This is a genomic window from Paraburkholderia sp. ZP32-5, from assembly GCF_021390495.1.
Taxonomy (GTDB): Bacteria; Pseudomonadota; Gammaproteobacteria; order Burkholderiales; family Burkholderiaceae; genus Paraburkholderia.
In genome coordinates, this window is record NZ_JAJEJP010000002.1 from 2,473,078 (window position 1) to 2,491,157 (window position 18,080).

Here is an 18,080-nt window from a genome sequence, read left to right on the forward strand (position 1 = left end):
ACGCCGGTGGCGGCCAGATCAGAAACGATGCCGGATCGCGACGCGTACCGCGATCTGGGTCTGCGTCGACGACGGGGCCGGCAAATACGTGATGGCGGCCTGTTTTGCCGCGCCGCCGGCTTTCATATACACGCCGGACATGTACACGTCCGTGCGCTTGGACAATAGATAGTCCGCGTTGAGATCGATGGCGCGGTAATTCGGCGCCGCACCGCTGGCGTCGAGCTTGCCGTGCGTGTAGTCGAACGCAGCGCCGAGCTGCACATCAGGCCGCACGAACCATCCAACGTTAGCCTCGTAATTGTCGAAGTTCACATCGGCACCGTCGAAGCCGTGAGCGAACTGCGTCGTCGTAAACTCGAAGCCGGTCGTAACCGTCCCGATCGCATACGACGCACCCGTGCCGATGACTCGCCAACTGCTCGCCGACGGTACATAGGCCGAGTAAATGATGTTCTTCGGCGCGAGACCGTCGAAACCCGCCTGCAGCGGATTCTTCATATACAGATACGCGGCTGCGACGTAAAGCGGCCCGCGCGTGTAACTCACGCCCGCCGACGAAGTGCTTTGCGCGGAAAACTGCCCCGGTTGGCCGCCGAAGCTATAGAGCCCGGCGAACGTGATGCCGTACAGCGACGGACTCGTGTACTTCACCGAGTTGTTGATACGGACGCTGCCGCTCGTATTGTCGACATCGCCCGCATGCGCGAAATAGATACCCCACTGCAGGCTCGCGTCGATTCGCGCCAGCATATCGACCACTGCGTCATACTGACGTCCCATCGTCAGCGAACCGTAACTGGACGAAAGACCCACATACGCCTGGCGGCCGAACAGCCGGCCGTTATTGCCAAGAGAACCAGTCGACGGATCGAAGCCGTTTTCCAGCACGAAGATCGCTTTGGTACCGCCGCCGAGATCTTCGGTGCCGCGCAAGCCCCAGCGCGAAGCAGATGCCACGCCGCTTTGCATCTGAAAGGCAGCGTGGCCGTTCTGGTTGTTCGAATAGGTGATGCCTTCATCCACGATGCCATACAACGTCACCGAGCTTTGCGCGGCACATACTACGGGGCCCGAAGCAACCGCAAAACCCAGTAACGCGAGAGGCACATACTTTTTTCTCATCTCTGTCTCCAAACGCCGATTGACACGCCCTGATTTTTTTCCTGCGGCGGGCATGGGGAGACTGTAGATGTCCGGATCGAGAAACAATAATGAAAAACTGGTGGGCTCACTTAACCAGATGGCAAAGTCGGCTCACACGCGTTGCTACTCCGCGGGCTCTGGCGCCGACGCGGCGGTCTCATCCACGAGCAGATCGACGAACGTGTCGCGCAGACGGTCGATCACGCGTTCGCTTCGCCACATCGCGATTAACGGCCCCACGCTCACCGGCAGGTCGACGGGCACGATCGCAAGACGTCGCGCGCGCGTCTCCTCTCTGGCCACGCAGTGCGGCATCAACATGATGCAATCGGTCGACTGCACGAGGCGCACGTTGACCGGCATGGCCAGCGAAGTCATCGGCGTCGCGGTGAGCGACAGGCGGGCTGCGGCGATCTCCATCTCGAGTTGCATTCTCACGATGTTCCGTTCGGGCGGCAGAATCCACGTGTAGGCCATCAGACTCGCCAGATCGGGCGACTCGATCTTCAGCACCGGATGCCCGGTGCGCACGACGGCGACGATGCCATCCGGTCCGAGGCCTCTGACGGTGTGGTGCTGCTGCTGACTCGCGTACGGATAGCGGCCCACGATCACGTCGAGACTCCCCGCCTCCAGTTTCGGCACGAGGTCTTCCATGTTGCCGTCTTCGATCACCAGCGACAGACCTCTCGACGCATCGCGCAAACGGATCAGTGCGCGCGTGATCGGCTCCCATTGCGCGATCAGCGAAAACACGCCGACACGCAGCGTGCCGGCTTCGCCTCGCCGCACCGCTTCGAGCGCGTCGTACATCCGGTCCATGTCGGTCAGTACGTTCCGGCCGTACTGAATCAGCGCTTCGCCGGCGGGTGTCGGTTTCGTGCCGAACGGCGTGCGGTCGAACAGACGCTCGCCGATCACTTCCTCGACTTCGGCAAGCGCTTTCGAAATAGCGGGTTGGGTAATGTTCAGCGATTGTGCCGCGCGCAGCAGATTGCCCATGTTGGCAATCGCCAGCGTCACCTGAATGTGTCGTATCTTCAGGCGCGAACGAAGCGGATTCATATCGATCACTCGCAGGAAGTCTTCGGGTGACGCCAGAATGACAAATTTCCTCGCGCTTTGCTATTCGCACTAATCCACAGGTCGCAATAGTTCCCGCGCGCAAGCAAACAGCGTCCGCTCTTCGCCGGGTCGCCCGATCAATTGCAACGCAGTGAGCGGGCCGCCCCGATCGTCTCGCGCAGCCGGGATCGTTAGCACCGGCAATCCGGTCAGCGAGAACGGCCGGGTAAATAGACCCGCGGCATCGGCGGCTGTGACCTCGTTGCCGCCAAGCGTCACATGAGGCTCATCGAGTCCGAGCCCGTTCACCGGCGCAACAGGTGCGATGAGAACGTCGATCCCGTCGGCACTGAAGGTTTGGCGCACCGCGCGCCCGATACGATTCTGCGCATGCTTCGCGAGTTCGTAATCGGCGGTGCGGATCCGGGCTCCCGCCGCCAGCCGGCGTGCGACAGCGTCGCTATAAAGGCCGGGCTGGTCACGCAATCTCGCCCGATGATTCGCCGCCGCTTCGAACGCCGTCAGCCGCGACGCGGTAGCCAAACTCTCTTCGACATGCAGCAATTCGACTTCCGCGCTGCCGGGCCATTGGGACTGGATCTGAACCAGAGCTGCGCGCACAGGTGCGCTGCTCAGATCGCGATAGTCGCCCGCCGCCCATCCCAGCCTCAGCGTGTCGCGGTCCACCGACGGCAAACCAGCGGGGTCCAGCGCGAACCACACCGATGCGAGCGTATCCAGCGAGTCGGCGAGAATGCCCGCATGATCGAGGCTTTGCGCAAGCGGCATACTGCCCGCCAACGGCAAACGGCCATAGCTCGGCTTCAGTGAAAAGATGCCGCAAAAAGCGGCCGGCACCCGTACCGAACCGTTCGTGTCGGAGCCCACCGCAAACGGCACGATGCCCGCCGCCACCGCGGCCGCCGAACCGCTCGACGAGCCGCCGCTGACCCGTTCCCGATAGATCGGATTGAGTACCCGGCCGTGGTGCGGACTGTTGCCGAAAAAGCCATACGCGTACTCGTCCATCTGCCCGATGCCGATCAGAATCGCGCCTGCGTCCGTCAACTCGCGCACGAGCTGGGCATCATCGGCGGCCACCGGCAAGCTGGCGTCTGCGGGTCCCCCCGCAAGGGTGCAAGCGCCCTTTACATCGAACAGACTCTTGACCACATACGGCAGCCCGGCAAGCGGCGGCACCGCGAACCCCGCCGCGATCCGGCGGTCCAGTTGCGCCGCCTGATCGAGCGCGCGGTCGCGCAATACATCGGACAAGCAGTTCCATTCATCGGCGCGGGCGCGATCGAGCGCCTGCTCGATTGCCTGCAGGATCGTTCCAGTCATCGCCATCCGATCTAATTGCCGTCCACCGATTGCGGCGCCAACTCGGGACGCCATTGAGCACGGCGCATCCTCGTAATGTCGACGCTTGCGTACAGTCCCGCGCGGCGAAAAGGCTCGTTCAACGAAAATGCTTCTGCTTCAGCGCGGCTTTTGACATTCAGAACGAGCGTGCTGCCGACTCGCGTGTCGCCCTCTTCGGCAAGCATCGCTCCACCGAGAACGATCACGCCCGCATGCTCGGCCAGATACGCGAGATGCGCGTCCTTATACGTCGCGCGAATCTGCGCCGACACGACCGGATCGTCCCGGCAATAAAGAATGTAGAGCATCGCTTATCTCCAGTCGTCGCCTTCCCATTGCGGCGTTTTCGTCGGATCGGGCAGCACCGTGGCGCATTGCTTGCAGGTCCGCAGATGCTCGTCGTCGTTGAATTCCTGAACGTAGCGCCTGAGATTCGTTTCGATGTCCTCGCACCAGAAATACACGCTATGCAGCATGTTTCCGCAGTTTTCGCAAAACCACGCAATGCCGTCTTCTTCGCCTTCCGCACGCGGCCGCTCGATCACCACCCCCACGCTGCCCGGCGGACGACGCGGCGAGTGAAACACGTTCTTGGGCAAATGGAAAATCTCGCCTTCATTGATGCGATGCCGGATGACCTTACCGTCCTCGACGGTGTCGACGAAGATATGCCCGCTCAGTTGATAGAAGATTTCGTCCCACGGATCGATATGAAAATCGTTGCGCGCGTTCGGACCTTTGATGACCTGAAAGATGAAGTCGGTTTTCTTGAAGACCTCGCGATTGCCAATGGCGCCGAGCGAAGTCGGCAGATTCTCCTCCGTCCACGCTTCCAGATTAAATGCCTCAGGTATCTTCATGTTCTGCTCCTGCATGATGATTTGAATCGATGTGCCGGCGCTATGCCGACAGTGCGCCTGTATACGCCCGGGTAAGGAGCGCGCGAACGTCGCAGGTATTGACGGGTCGCGGGTTCGCCACAGGCGTTTCCAGAACCTTTTGCGCCACTTCCGGTATCTGTTCGATCGTCAGACCCAATTCCCGAAGCGACCTGGGTGCACCGTGCAGCGCGGAAAATCCGGCAAGGCCTCCGGCGAAAGTCTGTTCGGGGAACAGGTCGGCGAGCGGTGCCAAAGCCGCCGCATGATCGAAGTTCCATTCGACCGAATACGGCAAAAGCACGGTATGAGTCTGCGCATGCGGAAGGCCGAAGGCGCCGCCGAGGACGTGGCAGATGCGGTGATGCAATCCCATCCCCACCTGCGATAACACTTCGCCGCAAAGCCAGGAGCCGGTCAGGCAAAGCTGCGCCGCATGATCGGAGGATTGCTGCGATGCCGCCCACTCCCGCAGCCCGCCGATCATCTTTCGAATTCCTGTTTCAGCCAGAGCATGTGTGAGCGGATTAGCCTGCGGCGCATAGAGCGCTTCGATTGCGTGAGCCACCGCATTGATGCCGCTGCATACCGCGACATCGAGTGGCAGGCTCCGAAGTAGCGAGTGATCGTAGATGACCGTTTTCGGCAGCACCGCGGGATTTCTCACGGTCTGCTTTGCGCCGTTCGCCGTCAGGCCGAAATTCCACGTGACTTCGGAACCGGAAAAATTGGTTGGTACTGCAATAATCGGAAGACCCAGACGATCGCTAACCGCTTTCGCGGTATCGAGCGAAGAACCGCCGCCGAACGCAAGGAGTCCATCGGCGTCGCAATTTCGCGCTGCATCGGTCGCATTGATCACACTGGCTTCGGGTACGTGCGAGACGATGCCGGTGAAACGGTCCGCGATCAGACGCTGCACGGCGTCGCCCGCGACGGCATCGAAACGGCGTGCCAGCTCTTCAGAACTCAGCAGCAGAAACCGCCGAATACCCACCGAAGTAAGCTCGTCCGCCAGCACTTCGGCAAACGGTGAGCACCAAACGATGCGATGCTCGAACAGATCGATTGCGAAATTGGCAGCGCTCGCGCTATCGGCCATACGACCACCCCCATCGCTCGAGCGAGGCAATCGCGAACAGCCCGGCGCGATAGAACGGTTCGTCGCCAAGCCATGCATCCACTTGCGGCTTCGAACCGGCTTCGAGAATCAGGCAGGTGCCGATAACCCGATCTTCGGCGTCATATAGCGGGCCTCCATGAACCATCGTCACCGGCGCGGGCCGGCGAACGTACTCGCGATGCGCGTCGATCAGCACGTCGCGCATTCGCTGCGACTCGGCGTGATCGATGCCGCGAAATACGAAGAAAAACTTATCCAATTGAAACTCCGCTGATGTCGCTCGCGGCGCGATCGGGTGGACCCCGGTCGCTCGGCCAGAGGTGACTATCGACGCCAGTATCGTGACGGGACCCGCCGAAGTCGAATGAATTTGTCCTCCGCCGGCTTGCCACTTCGGTTAAGTCTTCCGATACGAATGGCGCGAGAGTCGCCCGTGTCACAGGGGGTACGCACACGCCTTGGGCGTGTTACCCCGCTGCTGGACATGCTTGAGATTTTGTCACCGACGCTCTGGAGAGCCAGTGCGAAGCCATTGCCGCCGTTATTCGTATCGGTCAGTTATCAGACCATCTTGTTCGGGCGTTACTCGAAGCAACGCCAGGGCAACGACGCTTTTGGGCGGTACGCCAGATTTGGCGAAGGGCGGGTAGTGGGGGAAACGGGATTTCAAACTAATCGAATTTGCCGGCCAGCAGCGCGCCAAATTGCTTGGGGCGCTCCTCGATATTCAGCATTCGCAGGCAGTGCCATACCGCTGCCTGATTGCTTGCGACGACAGGTACGCCGAGCAGGCTCTCAATCTGCCCGATCACGCCGCTTATCTGGATACCGGCGCAGCTAACCAGCAGGCCATCAATCTGCCACCCCAGCATCGACTTTGCCGTCTCGACCCACTGCGCGGGTGAAATACGGCCTTGATCGACGGGGTTACCGCAAGGCGTACCCGCACATACGACCACGTCGTACCCTTGGCTGCTCAGGAATTCGACTTCATGATCGACCACTTCCTGCGGGTACGGTGTCATCAAACCGATGTACCTGAATTTCGCCGCCTTCATGCCGGCCATGACGGCTTCAATCGTCGTGGTCGATTTCACGCCGGTTGCCTGCTCGACGCGCGCGTTGATCACTTCGGGGCCGACCACGATGCCCGCCGCGGTGCAGTTCAGCAGCATCAAATCGACTTCGGCATCGGCGCAGAGACTGGCGTGCTTCTCGATATCGTTCACGAGTGCCGCATCGTCTTCAAGACCCGTTTTACGGAATGGCAGACGCGTCGTCACGAATTGCACGCCTTCCGGCGCCATGATTTGAGTCTCGAAATCGCACTGCCCACCGGACGGATATAACTGTCCGATTTTTGCTCGCCAACCGAATCCCTGCGACATCGTGAATACCTCGTTCAGAGTGCGCTCAATAGCGCCTGTAATTGCGCCTGCAACTGCTCCGCAGTAGTCGACTCGTAGACTGCAAGCGCAACCATCATTGCGATGCGCAGTTTCTGCGGCGCAAGATCATTGCCCGAAAGGATGCCATCGGCTTTCAGAAAGCGCTGCACCGGCACACAGCCGCGCGCGGCACGACTCGATTGCACCACGACTACACCCTGCTCGACGGCCCGCCGATAGGCTGCAATCTCGCCGGATGCGGGGCGCCCCGGCACCAGCCCGGCACTGATAATACAGCGCGAACCCGCTTGCACCAACGCGTCAATAACGGTGCCGTCCGCGCCCGCATATGACAACACGATATCGACACGCGGCAACGTGATCGATTCGTCGTCGAGCAGCTTGTGTGCAAACGAATTGATCTGCGCGGCCTTGCGCCGCCACGTCACCGAACCGTCGGGCTCGACGCGCGCCAGCGGACCGAATGGCGGCGCTTCGAATGCATTCAGTTCGAAGCTCGCGGCTTTCGTTACATCGCGTGCATCGAAGAGCCAGCCATCCATCGCAACCAGCACGCCGGCATTGCGTGAGCCCGGTGTGCTCGCCGCGCTAATGGCGGCACGCAGATTGGCAGGTACGTCGCTCCCCGCTGTATTCGCGGGTCTCTGCGCACCCGTGATAATCACCGGCTGTTCGATATCCAGCACGATTTGCAGGAACCACGCGGTTTCCTCCATCGTCGCGGTGCCGTGCGTGACGACAAATCCGGTGATCGACGGATCGGCCTTTGCAGACCTGTCGATCAGACGCGCGAGTTCGAGCCAGTCGGTCGGCTGAATCGCGACGCTACCGAGGCTGCGAAAGTCGATCGGCACGATTTCAACGCCGGGTGCCAATTCACCGAGCGTTTCCAGCAAATGCCCGATTGGATGCACAATGCCGCTGTCGGCGTATTCGACCCAGTCGAACGGGTCTCGCGCATGCATGGCGAAGGTGCCGCCGGTGCCGATCACCGCGACACGCGGTTTGCGTTGAATGCTCATGCTTATCCGTAGAGTTTGATGAAGATCTGACCGTCCTCGACACGCACCTGATGAGCACGCGTATCCCGAACGATGGGCGCCGTGCAGGCCTTGCCGTCGCGCACATCGACCAGCCCGCCATGTAGCGGACATTCGATCTCGTGACCTTCCAGATACCCTTCGCTCAGCAGCGCGTAGCCATGGGTACAGATATCGTCGATTGCGAAAATATCGTTGTCCACGCGGAACACACCGACCTTGACGCCCTCGAGTACGAGGCCCTTACAGTCGTTGTCACCGAACAATTCCTCGGGCGACCCGACCGCGTACCAGCCATCCACCGGCGGCGCAGTGCGTGTTTCGTCAGCCGGGATGATAGGAATAACGCTCACGGTAAATCCTTTATTCGTATGGTTTCATTGCGCCAATGAGGTCGCGAAGATGCTCGATGCCGCGACGTTCACAGAACGCATGGAGTTGATCGATGATGGTCGGCATGATGCCGGGCGAGCGAAAATTCGCGGTACCTACCTGCACCGCGGTACAGCCTGCCAGCATGAATTCGACGACGTCCTCCGCCGAGCCGATGCCACCGCAACCAATCACCGGAATGGATACCGCCTTCGCACATTGGTAGGCCATTCTCAGCATGATGGGTTTCGTCGCCGCGCCCGTGATTCCGCCCATTACGTTGGCGACGCGCGGCATGCACGTTTCAACGTCGATCGCCATCGCGAGAATTGCGTTACCCACGATAAGCGCATCCGCGCCGGCTTCCTGCGCCGCCTTCGCCACGTCGATAAGGTTGCCCGCGTTCGGGGTCATCTTGGCCCACACGGGCACGCCGGCTGCCTTCATGGCCCGCACAACCAGATACGTCGCCTCGGGGTCCATGCCGAACGCCTTGCCGTCTTTCTTCAGATTCGGACACGACACATTGGCTTCGAGCGCTGCAATTCCGGATCCGGCCAGTTTGGTTGCGAGCGCGCCGAATTCTTCGACCGTGTCGGCCGAAATGCTGCCAATAAGCGGTGGCGTGAAGCGCCGATAAAACGGCACCGTGGTATTCAGGTAGTAATCGACGCCCTTGCTCGGAATACCGATCGAAAATAGCGTGGCGTCACGAAATTCGGCGACGCGCGGCGGCGGCACACCTTCACGGACATCATGTGTGATGGTCTTGGTGACGATCGCGCCAAGACGGTTCAGGTCGAATACCCGGGCATGACCCTCCGCGAATGTGCCGGACCCAGGCATCACCGGATTGTCCAGTTGCACGCTGCCAATCTCGACGCTTAAATCCGACATCACGCTACTTCCCGGAGATTGAAGACAGGACCATCCCAGCACACCCGCTTATAGGTGAAGTCGTCGCAGCTGGTGCGCATCGGTAGCACGCACGCGTAGCATGAGCCAACGCCGCAGCCCATTCTCTGTTCCACCGCGACTTCACCGGCTATTCCCCATTCGCTGGCAAGCCGATGCATCAGTGCGGTAATCCGCTTCGATCCGCATGTGGCGATGTAATCGAAAGGACGCGCCGCGTGCAGCCAACGCAGTTGTTCTTCGAGTTGTTTGATATCGCTGGTACCGTCTTCGTCGGAAACCACTTCGACATGGCCGCATGATTCGCGCAACCGCGCTTCGGACATCACGAGCGCACGTGTCCGCGCACTCAATACTGCTGTCACTTCCGCACCGCACGCTGCGGAATGAGCGGCGAGTGGACAGAGCGTCGCCAGGCCAACACCGCGTGCAATCAACAATACGTGCTTCGTTGCGGCCGGTGGGGCAAAGCCTTTTCCTAAAGGCCCGAGCGCGTTGAGAATGTCTTTCGGCCGCAACGCAGCGAGTGCCTGCGTACCGGCACCGTGAACTTTGTAGAGGAATTCAAGCTGGTCAGGCGCCGCACGATAAACGCTCATTGGGCGCCGCAGAAATGCATCGCCGCATTGCAGATGGAAGAACTGCCCCGGCAAAGCGAGTGCCGCACGATGCGGTGGCAACAGAATCAGATGACGATATTCCGCGTTGACCGGCTCGTTGCTGATCACCTCGCACAGATGCTCGACAATCTCTGGTTCAACGTTGTCATGTGCTGTCATGATGCGGATCGCTGGCGAATTGCATCGAGTCCGGCAAGTGCGCTGGAGACAGGCAACGTCGTGTCGGCAAGTTCCATCATCTGCAGATCGCTGAAGCGCATATAGCTGATCAACCAACGACCCTCTTCGAACCGGTATCTTTCGTGCGTGACCGCGCCAAGCCACACTGCACGCGCAGTGTCCGAGCGAATGGCCACTTGCATAAGACGCCAGTACGCCTCGGCTTCGTTACCGTTCGCGCTGACGCGAATCGATTCGCTGGTGTAGTAATGCATCGCGAAGCGCCACGGCGAGCGCCTGAACCATGCGTGCAGCGCTTCGCGGCCGGTCAGATCGTCGCCGAAATCATTACCGCCGGCCCATACCGCATCGTGCGTAAAACATGCGGCCTGCTCGCCTGCAATGCGATCCATCTGATCGCTCGGGATACGCTCGTAGTCGGACGTATATTTCGCGTCGGCCAGCGCGCTGTAATGGGCTTTCAACGCGCGGATCGCTTCGATGGCTTCGAGTCGAAGCACGCGTGTTTCCAGACTGCTGCCCGACTCCGCCGGCATCGGCTCGAATGAACGTACGATGGTCATACAAAGCTCTTCAAAGCAATAGCGGGGTCGGCCAGTTTCATGCGGTCAACCGGCTTGCGGCTTTCGACCAGCCCTTCCAGGAAACGACGCTCCCGGCCCTGGTTGATCAAAACGCCCCCCTGCACGATGCCATCACGCACGAGCAGGATCGATGCCGGGCCTTCGTCAGGCAACCCGCGCACGACTTCATCGGCACCATCGCGCAGACTACCGACGACCTGGATGTTGTAGCCGAGAAGATCGGTCCACATCCATGGCGTTTCCTTGTAGACCTCGGTTGCACCGAGCAGATTCCGCGCTACGGTCTTCGCCTGTTTTTCAGCATTGCGCCATGTTTCGAGACGTACCCCGCCGCTATCCTTTTCCGAAGAATGGATCACGTGCGCAACATCACCGGCCGCGAAAAGCCATGGCATGCTATCGACGCGGCAACACTCGTCGACCTTCACACCGGTCGCACCGCCAATGCCGGTGCCGTCCAGGAACGCCGGATTGCAATCCACGCCTATCGCGATCAGCACGGTATCCGCGGCCACTTCAAACGATTGGCCGCCGTTACGCTGACAACGCACGACCAGACCATCTACGCCGCGCTCGATTCCGCTGACGCTCACATTGGTCTCGATTCGCGCGCCACGATCCTCGTACTTGTTCGCGAGCCATTTGCCCAGCGATGGCGTCATGCCCCGCGAAAGAATACGCGGACCGCCCTCGATCACCGTCACCGATGCATTCATCGACAGCGCCGACGACGCGACTTCCATTCCGATCACACCGGCGCCAATGATCGCGATGCCGCGGCTTTTCGACAGTGCTTCGCGAATCATCACGCTGTCGTTAATCGAGCGCAGTACATGCACGCCCGCGAGATCCGCACCGGGGATTTCACCGTTACGCGGTACTCCGCCCGTTGCGATCACCATCTGATCGAACTGAACTTCACGACCACTCTGCAGATGCAGCACGCGCTTTTCGACATCGAGCCGCACAACCGCGTCGTTGACGAATTCGATGTTCGATGCAGCGAGCGCATCTTCCGTCCAGAAACTCGCTGGCTCCAACGTCACGGACGGCACAGTCGCTTCCGTCAGCCATGCTTTCGAAAGCGGCGGACGCTCATAAGGCGCGTGCGCTTCGTTGCCGATCAGCGTGATCTTGCCTCGGTGGCCAAGCGAACGCAGATTCTGTACGATGCGTCCGCCCGCATGACCCGCGCCGACAACGGCAATGTGGGAATGGAGCACGTCGGTCATTACCGATCCCTTTGCGGCAACGTGCTTACGTGATACAGCTTGCCCGTATCCGACACGCAAATGATCTGACGCGGCTCGCCGGGTGGAATCAGAATGACTTCACCCGTCTGCAACCGATACGACTCCCCCGCGGCATTGATGTCGAACATGCCTTCCACGATAGCGACGATCTGCTCGCCGCCCGTTTCCGCTTCTCGCACATCGCCTTTGACGAGGTTATCGAAACCCATCGACAGCAAATTGCCTTGAGTACTGTCGCCTTGCACATGCGTGCAGCCGATTCTGTTTTCCATCACGCAGCACCCCGGTTCGCGAGCGGATAGTAAGGCGTATCGTCCTCGGCGGTGTATTCGGCGCGCGGCGGCGACACGACATTCAGACGCATGCTGACGCCTTCCTCGCCATACGAATTGACGCCGTAATGACTGAGACCGCCTGGAATCAGCATTGCGTCGCCCTGCGGCAACCGGCGCTCAACCTCGCTGCCGTCCGGATGAACCTCGAAGATCGAACACGAACCTTTGACCTGAAACGAGGCCTCCTCGCCGTGATCATGTGCCTTGGCCGGAAGCGCCGTGCCCTTTTCCTGCACGAACTTCACGACCGCGACGCTCATCGTCTTGCCGATGATCGTCTTCATGTACAGACCGTTTTCGACAACGGCCTTCAGGTTGTCATCGATAGCGAACACGCGACATTTAGGCATATCTATCTCCCCTCTGGTTACGGACGCGGCGAGAGCACGAAATCTTCGTCGGCGGCAAATCGGCGCGACTCATAGCCGTCGATCACATTCGGCTGCTTGTAGAACTCGACCGCCGGAGCGATTTCCGCGAGCGACAGCAGCAGCTTCATCATCGTGAGCGCTTGCGGATCCTGCTCGAGGGTGTCCAACTGGAACTGGTTCACCCATGCGATGATTTCGTCAACACGCGGCATGATCGCGTCGCGGAATGCCTGAATGGCTTCCATACCGACTGTATGGCGTTGCGTGTTGCGTTCGGTTTCGGTGGTCAGTGCCCACATCGCGACAAAGGGGGCGAGTTCGGCAAACTGTTCGGGCAACGGCGTTGCGATATTCGTCATTTCTGGATTCCGTGAAGATTAGTTGCCCACTGCGTGCTTCGCAGCAGCATCCCGCGCTTCGCCCTGCGCAATCATGTTTTCGACCACGTGGTACGCGTGACGCACCATCAGTTCGTTGTCTTGCAGGATCATGTGCGTCTTGACGCCGGTTTGCGCCGCACGTTGCGTGCGCTCCAGCGTGCTGAAATCTTCGAGCAGCACGTCACGCAGCGCGACCTTCATGTATTCGAGGAAGAAGCGGCCGCCAGGTGTCGTCATTTCCGGGTAGAACACGCGTGCATCGACCAGCGTCCTGTTGTGCGACACCGGCCGGAACGTGTAGGCCTGGAAATAGTTCGGACGTAACGACACGTAGAAATCCGGAAAGATGACGTTCATGTCGAACAGCCAGTTCGGGCTCTTCGTCCAGTTCACGCCTTCCGGCAGTGCGTCGAGCGGGAATTGCTCCTTGGCGCTGCCCATGCCGGCGCGCAGCGCGGCGGCGGCAATCGGGCGCGCGCTAGCGGCATCCGACAATGCATTCGACGCTGCCGCGCCGCCTTCGGTGACAGCCTTCGGATTGCCGTAGACCGACTTCTGGTTGCCCGCAATCGACAGACGGCGATGCAGTTCGCCGCAGATCACATCGAGCGGCGGCATACCTTCTTCATCGCCCGACTTGTCGATCGCGTCGGCAATCGAATTACCGTGAACATAAGCGACGTGGTAGGCCTCCTGGAATGCATCCAGTGCCAGCTTCCAGTTGCAGTTCACAACCGAGGTCCAGCGGAAACCGTTCGTCAGCTTGTCCCACGGGTAGCCTTCGATGCTGCCGAAAACCGGCTTCATGAAGTCTTCCAGCGACTGCTCCGGATTCGGGTTCATGTTGACGAAGATAAAGCCCTGCCACACTTCGCACGCCACCCGGCTCAGGCCGAATTTCTCGCATTCCAGATTGAAGAAACGCTTTTCTTCCGGAACACCGGTCAGGTTTCCGTCGAGGTCGTACGCCCAGCCATGGAACTTGCAGAAGAACTTGCGCGTATTGCCTTTCTTGTCATAGACGATTTCATTCAGACGGTGCGCGCAGACGTTGTGCATCGCGCGGATTTCGCCCTGACGGTTGCGCACGACGATGATTTGCGTATCGCACACTTCGAGATCGGCGACGAAGTAATCGCCGGTCTTCGGAATCTGATCGACGCGGCCGACGTGCAGCCACGTCTTTTTGAAAATGTGCTTCTTCTCGCGTTCGAAGTATTCGGGCGAAATGTACGGCTCGACCGGAATCAGGCCCGAACCCAGTTCCGGATACTTCGCGGTCACCGTACCTTCCGGCGCGGGGATGGTGTCCATAGTGTCTTGCATAACTTTGACCTCGATAGCGGCGTCTTCCAATAATGAATAGCATTCTGTTTTTAGACGCAGCTTCTGTCAAGCGCAAAAACAAAGCCCCGAAGACCGCGCAGGGCCTTCGGGGCTAGGTGGGACGGACAGCGGAGCAGCAGGGTTAGGTGTTTTCACCTAACAGCAGGTCGATCATCAGATCGGCCAGCGCATCGCCGTCACGTATATCGCCGATGCGTTGATTGATGACGAATCCGTCGAACGCCATCCATATGATGTGCGACAGCAGTTTGCTTTCCGCGATATGCCTGCGCTCCGGCGGCAGCGAGTCAATGATCATTTGCGTCAGCAACGTTTCCGCCTGACTCAGCAGATTGTTCGGTTTGGACGCTCCCTCGGGCGCGCCGGCAAGTGCCTCGATCATCGCGTTCGCAAACGAATGATCCGCCTGGGGTATGTCGCGCCAGATACCGAGGAAGATACGCCGCAAGCGCGTTTCCGGCGTTCTGAACTTCTGCACCTGTTCCGCGAGCGTGTGGATCTGACGGAGCAGCCAGGGCGTATTGATTTCGTAGAGAACCGTCAGCTTCGAATCGAAATAGATATACAGATTCGACACTGTCGTACCGGCTACGCGGGCAATTTCCGCCATCGTTGTTGCTGAATAGCCCTTTCTGCAAAAAAGATCGAAAGCGGCCGCAAGGATCGCGTCACGTACCTCTGTTTTCTTGACCTGTGCCATTGGTTACCTTGCCATGCGAAGTGAGCTTATGAGCGGAGACCAATCCGCCTTGTTGTGATGAAATTTTCGCCCCAATAACGAGCAATACTCTTATTTTCCCCGGATTATAAGGCAACAGCCCGTACATCGATCGACGACGTACGGGCTGCCTGTTGCCTGCTACCTGTCTGCTGATCCAGATCAAATGATCAGCCTGGCGATATGGCCTGCAAGATGTATGGTACTGCCTGCCAGCCGCCGTCGAGAATCAGACGAGCTGCCGATGCCGCGTCGATCTGGCCGCCGCGCGGATACACAACCGTACCGTCATCCGGATTGATGCGGTCGAACACCGGCTGCACGTTGTCGACGAATTTCTGTGTCAGCCGATTGATGTCCGAACCCGGCATCACGACGTTTTGCACATACCGCGCGCCTCGGGTGAACAGTTCGACGCTGCCGTCAAAACCGCGCCCAAGCGCCGGATCAGTCACGTGGAAAATGCGCTGCGCCATTGCACTCAGATCCGCGCGCGAACGCTGATCCGCGTCGAGTGCCTTGAGGCCGACCTGACGGTCAACGGCTGCGACCGCGAGTTGATACGGCAGACTCGCAATAGCCTCGAGTTCGGTTTCAAAACGCAGACGCGATTCACGCGGCTCGGCAACGATGGCCGCGGCCCATGGCGCGATATAACAGTCGATCCGTTCGATGTCGTCCGCGGTCAGTCCATGCCGCTTCATCAAATCCAGCACCGCGTCGATGTACGGATGGGTGACGTGAGCGCACGGGTAGTACTTGAATTCCGAAGCGGCGCCCGGCCACAGTGTTCCGAGGCTTTCCGTGAGATTCGACAGGTCGATGGATTCACCGTGCAGCAACGCACCGTAAAGGCCCTTGGGTCCTTCGATCGCGAAAGCGGGCCCCTGGAATCCACGCTTTGCCATCGACGCCGCCACGATGCCGCCGTGCGCCGCCCATCCCGCGTGCAGCCATTTCGACCATCCGCCATCGACTGTGAACGCCATCAGACCGCCGGACATACTCGCGGCAAGACCGAGTGACGAACTGATCTGCCCGGCGGATAACCGCATCAGACGTCCGGCTGTCACTGCCGCCGCGAGCGGCCCGACGATGCCTGTTGCGTGCAGATTGTGTTCGTGGAATTTGCGCCCGGCAGCGCCACCTATACGCGCCGCGATCTCGTAACCGGCAACGACTGCCGCGCCGAAATCTTCCGGCGTTGCATCGAGCGCTTCGGCCATGGCCAGTGCTACCGGCATCACGACGCTGCCGGTGTGCACGACCGAATCGACGAATGTATCGTCGAAATCGCGGCAATGACTCGATACGCCGTGCACCAGCGCGGCAATGCTGGGTGGCACAACTGTCCGTGAACCGATCACCGTGCTGCCCGGCCCGCTACCGCCGATACCACCGATACTCGCGCCATAGTCGCGCGCAAAAGCCTCCGCGGCGCGTACCGCTTGCGTGTTCGCACCGACGACGATAAGACCCGTCGTATCAAGTACCCGCAAACGTACCTGCTCGCGAACGTCCGCTGGAATGTTCTTCCATTCGAGCGTCGCGGCAAATTGCGCAAGCCGGTTCGAAATGGATTCGTTCACCATGCCTCCCGCAGCAGCGCTTCGACATCCTGTTCGCCCAGCGGGCCCGGCAGATTCGCCATCATGTAGTCGCCCATTGTGTGATGGGCGATATCGGCGATTTCCTCTTCGGTCACACCGACGTCACGCAAACGTTGCGGCAACGGCAGTCTGGCAAGCAGCGCGCCGATTGCGTTCGCCGCAGTATTTGCGGCGTCCGTCACCGAATCCGTCTGCTCGCAGCCGAGCGCGTCGAGCACGTAGCGGTGCGCGTCACCGCCTGCCATCGGCAGCAACTTGCGGAGTGCCGGGGCGAGCATGATGCCGTGCGAAATGCCGTGCTGCAGGCCATAACGACCGCCGACCACATGGCCGATTGCGTGCACAACCGACACCATCGAATTGATCGCGGCCGTACCGGACATTACGCAGGCAAACTGGCAGTCGGCGCGCGCATCCAGATCGTCGGGATGTTCGACGGCGACCGGCAGCGATTTGCGCATCAAACGGGCTGCGTGCAAAGCCAGACCCGTCGCGATCGGATTGCGGTCCTTCGAATACAACGATTCGATTGCACGTGCAACGGCGGTCATGCCACTCGCCGCGGTCAGCTTCGCGCCTGCGAATACGGCCATTTCGGGATCGAGAATCGTTGCGTCCGGAACCAGTGCCGAATCCCAGAACAATAGCTTGCGATTAGCGGCCACGTCGCGAATACCCGCGGTAGGCATCACATCGCTTGCGGAACCCGCGGTGGTCGGAACCGCGATATGACGAAGCGTGGCCGCGCCGAGCGACGCGCGCTGCATGCCCTTGTCCGCGTATTTGATTGCATAGGGATCGTAGTCGCCGCCGGTGGCGAGTGCGAGCACGACACCCTTTGCCGCATCGATCGCACTGCCGCCGCCGACCGACACAACCACGTCCGCCTGAAGCTTCTGGATTTCCGCGGCGGCAACGAGAACATCTTCGAGCGGGGTATGCGCGCGAACGCCCGTGAACACTCCGGCGTATCTGTCACCCAGCGCGTTCTTGACCATCGTGAGCATCGGGCCGCTCGCCACGCTGTTGCCGCACATCACGACCGCGCGCTTCGCGCCGATGCGATCCATCACGTCGCGAATCCGACTCAGGCTCGCACGACCGAATTCCACGTGCTTGGGCCAATCCCCGATGTTCCCGTTGTACATATGAAAGTTTCCTCGAACCTGGTTAGAAGCATGCAAAACCGAATATCACTATAGCACCCACAAATTCATCGACGCAACGAAGCAGCGGGTCGATTGACCACTCACGCCCCCATAACCCCTTATATTTAAGCCACTTTCAAACAAAACGCGCCGCCGTCCGAGCACGACGCAGGGCGCCAATTTTCCGCGCAGTATTGGAGAAAACCCTGATTTCGCATATT

The 18,080-nt window shown here is 60.0% G+C and carries 21 protein-coding genes; all 21 read right to left on the bottom strand.

Annotated elements, in window-relative coordinates:
* Nucleotides 1–18 precede the first annotated feature (18 nt).
* Nucleotides 19–1,125 (bottom strand): porin, encoded by a 1,107-nt coding sequence (locus L0U82_RS29785; RefSeq protein WP_233836693.1) that lies wholly within the window; start codon nt 1,123–1,125, stop codon nt 19–21.
* 144 nt (nt 1,126–1,269) lie between these two features.
* Complete coding sequence (locus tag L0U82_RS29790; protein ID WP_233836694.1) at nt 1,270–2,211, bottom strand: LysR substrate-binding domain-containing protein; 942 nt, start codon at nt 2,209–2,211, stop codon at nt 1,270–1,272.
* Nucleotides 2,212–2,280: 69 nt separating this feature from the next.
* Nucleotides 2,281–3,555 carry an amidase family protein gene (locus L0U82_RS29795; RefSeq protein WP_233836695.1) on the bottom strand — a complete coding sequence of 425 codons (1,275 nt, stop codon included), beginning with the start codon at nt 3,553–3,555 and terminating at the stop codon, nt 2,281–2,283.
* Between the two features lie 11 nt (nt 3,556–3,566).
* Nucleotides 3,567–3,884, bottom strand: a complete 318-nt coding sequence (locus tag L0U82_RS29800) for a YciI family protein (protein ID WP_233836697.1) — start codon at nt 3,882–3,884, stop codon at nt 3,567–3,569.
* 3 nt (nt 3,885–3,887) lie between these two features.
* A complete protein-coding gene (gene nbaC, locus L0U82_RS29805; protein ID WP_233836698.1) occupies nt 3,888–4,436 on the bottom strand; it encodes a 3-hydroxyanthranilate 3,4-dioxygenase in 549 nt (182 codons plus the stop codon).
* A 40-nt stretch (nt 4,437–4,476) separates the two neighbouring features.
* A complete protein-coding gene (locus L0U82_RS29810) occupies nt 4,477–5,556 on the bottom strand; it encodes a maleylacetate reductase (RefSeq protein WP_233836699.1) in 1,080 nt (359 codons plus the stop codon).
* Nucleotides 5,546–5,836: a YciI family protein gene (locus L0U82_RS29815; RefSeq protein WP_233836700.1), complete on the bottom strand. Its 291-nt coding sequence runs from the start codon at nt 5,834–5,836 to the stop codon at nt 5,546–5,548. Before L0U82_RS29815 ends, L0U82_RS29810 begins: the two co-directional genes overlap by 11 nt.
* Nucleotides 5,837–6,248: 412 nt before the next feature.
* Nucleotides 6,249–6,965, bottom strand: a complete 717-nt coding sequence (locus L0U82_RS29820; RefSeq protein ID WP_442793682.1) for a maleate cis-trans isomerase family protein — start codon at nt 6,963–6,965, stop codon at nt 6,249–6,251.
* Between the two features lie 14 nt (nt 6,966–6,979).
* Nucleotides 6,980–8,008 (bottom strand): asparaginase, encoded by a 1,029-nt coding sequence (locus tag L0U82_RS29825; protein WP_233836702.1) that lies wholly within the window; start codon nt 8,006–8,008, stop codon nt 6,980–6,982.
* 2 nt (nt 8,009–8,010) lie between these two features.
* The gene (locus L0U82_RS29830; protein ID WP_233836703.1) at nt 8,011–8,379 is read right to left on the bottom strand and encodes a non-heme iron oxygenase ferredoxin subunit; all 369 of its coding nucleotides are present in this window, start codon (nt 8,377–8,379) and stop codon (nt 8,011–8,013) included.
* A 10-nt stretch (nt 8,380–8,389) separates the two neighbouring features.
* Entirely contained in the window at nt 8,390–9,295 is a 906-nt protein-coding gene (locus L0U82_RS29835; RefSeq protein ID WP_233836704.1) for a dihydroorotate dehydrogenase, read from the bottom strand.
* Nucleotides 9,295–10,092, bottom strand: a complete 798-nt coding sequence (locus L0U82_RS29840; RefSeq protein ID WP_233836705.1) for a dihydroorotate dehydrogenase electron transfer subunit — start codon at nt 10,090–10,092, stop codon at nt 9,295–9,297. Before L0U82_RS29840 ends, L0U82_RS29835 begins: the two co-directional genes overlap by 1 nt.
* On the bottom strand, nt 10,089–10,676 hold the full coding sequence (locus tag L0U82_RS29845) for a nuclear transport factor 2 family protein (protein WP_233836707.1): 588 nt from the start codon (nt 10,674–10,676) through the stop codon (nt 10,089–10,091). Before L0U82_RS29845 ends, L0U82_RS29840 begins: the two co-directional genes overlap by 4 nt.
* The gene (locus L0U82_RS29850) at nt 10,673–11,929 is read right to left on the bottom strand and encodes an NAD(P)/FAD-dependent oxidoreductase (RefSeq protein WP_233836709.1); all 1,257 of its coding nucleotides are present in this window, start codon (nt 11,927–11,929) and stop codon (nt 10,673–10,675) included. Before L0U82_RS29850 ends, L0U82_RS29845 begins: the two co-directional genes overlap by 4 nt.
* Complete coding sequence (locus L0U82_RS29855; RefSeq protein ID WP_233836712.1) at nt 11,929–12,222, bottom strand: cupin domain-containing protein; 294 nt, start codon at nt 12,220–12,222, stop codon at nt 11,929–11,931. Before L0U82_RS29855 ends, L0U82_RS29850 begins: the two co-directional genes overlap by 1 nt.
* Nucleotides 12,222–12,635 (bottom strand): cupin domain-containing protein, encoded by a 414-nt coding sequence (locus L0U82_RS29860; protein ID WP_233836713.1) that lies wholly within the window; start codon nt 12,633–12,635, stop codon nt 12,222–12,224. The genes L0U82_RS29855 and L0U82_RS29860 overlap by 1 nt, the downstream gene beginning before the upstream one ends.
* 17 nt (nt 12,636–12,652) lie before the next feature.
* Nucleotides 12,653–13,015 carry a hypothetical protein gene (locus L0U82_RS29865; RefSeq protein WP_233836714.1) on the bottom strand — a complete coding sequence of 121 codons (363 nt, stop codon included), beginning with the start codon at nt 13,013–13,015 and terminating at the stop codon, nt 12,653–12,655.
* 18 nt (nt 13,016–13,033) lie between these two features.
* Nucleotides 13,034–14,350, bottom strand: coding sequence for an aromatic ring-hydroxylating oxygenase subunit alpha (locus tag L0U82_RS29870; protein ID WP_233836715.1), 1,317 nt, complete (start codon nt 14,348–14,350; stop codon nt 13,034–13,036).
* Between the two features lie 154 nt (nt 14,351–14,504).
* Nucleotides 14,505–15,083, bottom strand: a complete 579-nt coding sequence (locus tag L0U82_RS29875) for a TetR/AcrR family transcriptional regulator (RefSeq protein ID WP_233836716.1) — start codon at nt 15,081–15,083, stop codon at nt 14,505–14,507.
* 188 nt (nt 15,084–15,271) lie between these two features.
* On the bottom strand, nt 15,272–16,690 hold the full coding sequence (locus tag L0U82_RS29880; RefSeq protein WP_233836717.1) for an MmgE/PrpD family protein: 1,419 nt from the start codon (nt 16,688–16,690) through the stop codon (nt 15,272–15,274).
* The gene (locus tag L0U82_RS29885; RefSeq protein ID WP_233836718.1) at nt 16,687–17,859 is read right to left on the bottom strand and encodes an iron-containing alcohol dehydrogenase family protein; all 1,173 of its coding nucleotides are present in this window, start codon (nt 17,857–17,859) and stop codon (nt 16,687–16,689) included. Before L0U82_RS29885 ends, L0U82_RS29880 begins: the two co-directional genes overlap by 4 nt.
* Nucleotides 17,860–18,080: the final 221 nt, after the last annotated feature.

Coding starts and splice junctions, on each gene's coding strand:
- L0U82_RS29785 (WP_233836693.1), bottom strand. CDS start 1,125: ATGAGAAAAAAGTATGTGCCTCTCGCGTTACTGGGTTTTGCGGTTGCT.
- L0U82_RS29790 (WP_233836694.1), bottom strand. CDS start 2,211: ATGAATCCGCTTCGTTCGCGCCTGAAGATACGACACATTCAGGTGACG.
- L0U82_RS29795 (WP_233836695.1), bottom strand. CDS start 3,555: ATGACTGGAACGATCCTGCAGGCAATCGAGCAGGCGCTCGATCGCGCC.
- L0U82_RS29800 (WP_233836697.1), bottom strand. CDS start 3,884: ATGCTCTACATTCTTTATTGCCGGGACGATCCGGTCGTGTCGGCGCAG.
- nbaC (WP_233836698.1), bottom strand. CDS start 4,436: ATGAAGATACCTGAGGCATTTAATCTGGAAGCGTGGACGGAGGAGAAT.
- L0U82_RS29810 (WP_233836699.1), bottom strand. CDS start 5,556: ATGGCCGATAGCGCGAGCGCTGCCAATTTCGCAATCGATCTGTTCGAG.
- L0U82_RS29820 (WP_442793682.1), bottom strand. CDS start 6,965: ATGTCGCAGGGATTCGGTTGGCGAGCAAAAATCGGACAGTTATATCCG.
- L0U82_RS29825 (WP_233836702.1), bottom strand. CDS start 8,008: ATGAGCATTCAACGCAAACCGCGTGTCGCGGTGATCGGCACCGGCGGC.
- L0U82_RS29835 (WP_233836704.1), bottom strand. CDS start 9,295: ATGTCGGATTTAAGCGTCGAGATTGGCAGCGTGCAACTGGACAATCCG.
- L0U82_RS29840 (WP_233836705.1), bottom strand. CDS start 10,092: ATGACAGCACATGACAACGTTGAACCAGAGATTGTCGAGCATCTGTGC.
- L0U82_RS29845 (WP_233836707.1), bottom strand. CDS start 10,676: ATGACCATCGTACGTTCATTCGAGCCGATGCCGGCGGAGTCGGGCAGC.
- L0U82_RS29850 (WP_233836709.1), bottom strand. CDS start 11,929: ATGACCGACGTGCTCCATTCCCACATTGCCGTTGTCGGCGCGGGTCAT.
- L0U82_RS29855 (WP_233836712.1), bottom strand. CDS start 12,222: ATGGAAAACAGAATCGGCTGCACGCATGTGCAAGGCGACAGTACTCAA.
- L0U82_RS29860 (WP_233836713.1), bottom strand. CDS start 12,635: ATGCCTAAATGTCGCGTGTTCGCTATCGATGACAACCTGAAGGCCGTT.
- L0U82_RS29865 (WP_233836714.1), bottom strand. CDS start 13,015: ATGACGAATATCGCAACGCCGTTGCCCGAACAGTTTGCCGAACTCGCC.
- L0U82_RS29870 (WP_233836715.1), bottom strand. CDS start 14,350: ATGGACACCATCCCCGCGCCGGAAGGTACGGTGACCGCGAAGTATCCG.
- L0U82_RS29875 (WP_233836716.1), bottom strand. CDS start 15,083: ATGGCACAGGTCAAGAAAACAGAGGTACGTGACGCGATCCTTGCGGCC.
- L0U82_RS29885 (WP_233836718.1), bottom strand. CDS start 17,859: ATGTACAACGGGAACATCGGGGATTGGCCCAAGCACGTGGAATTCGGT.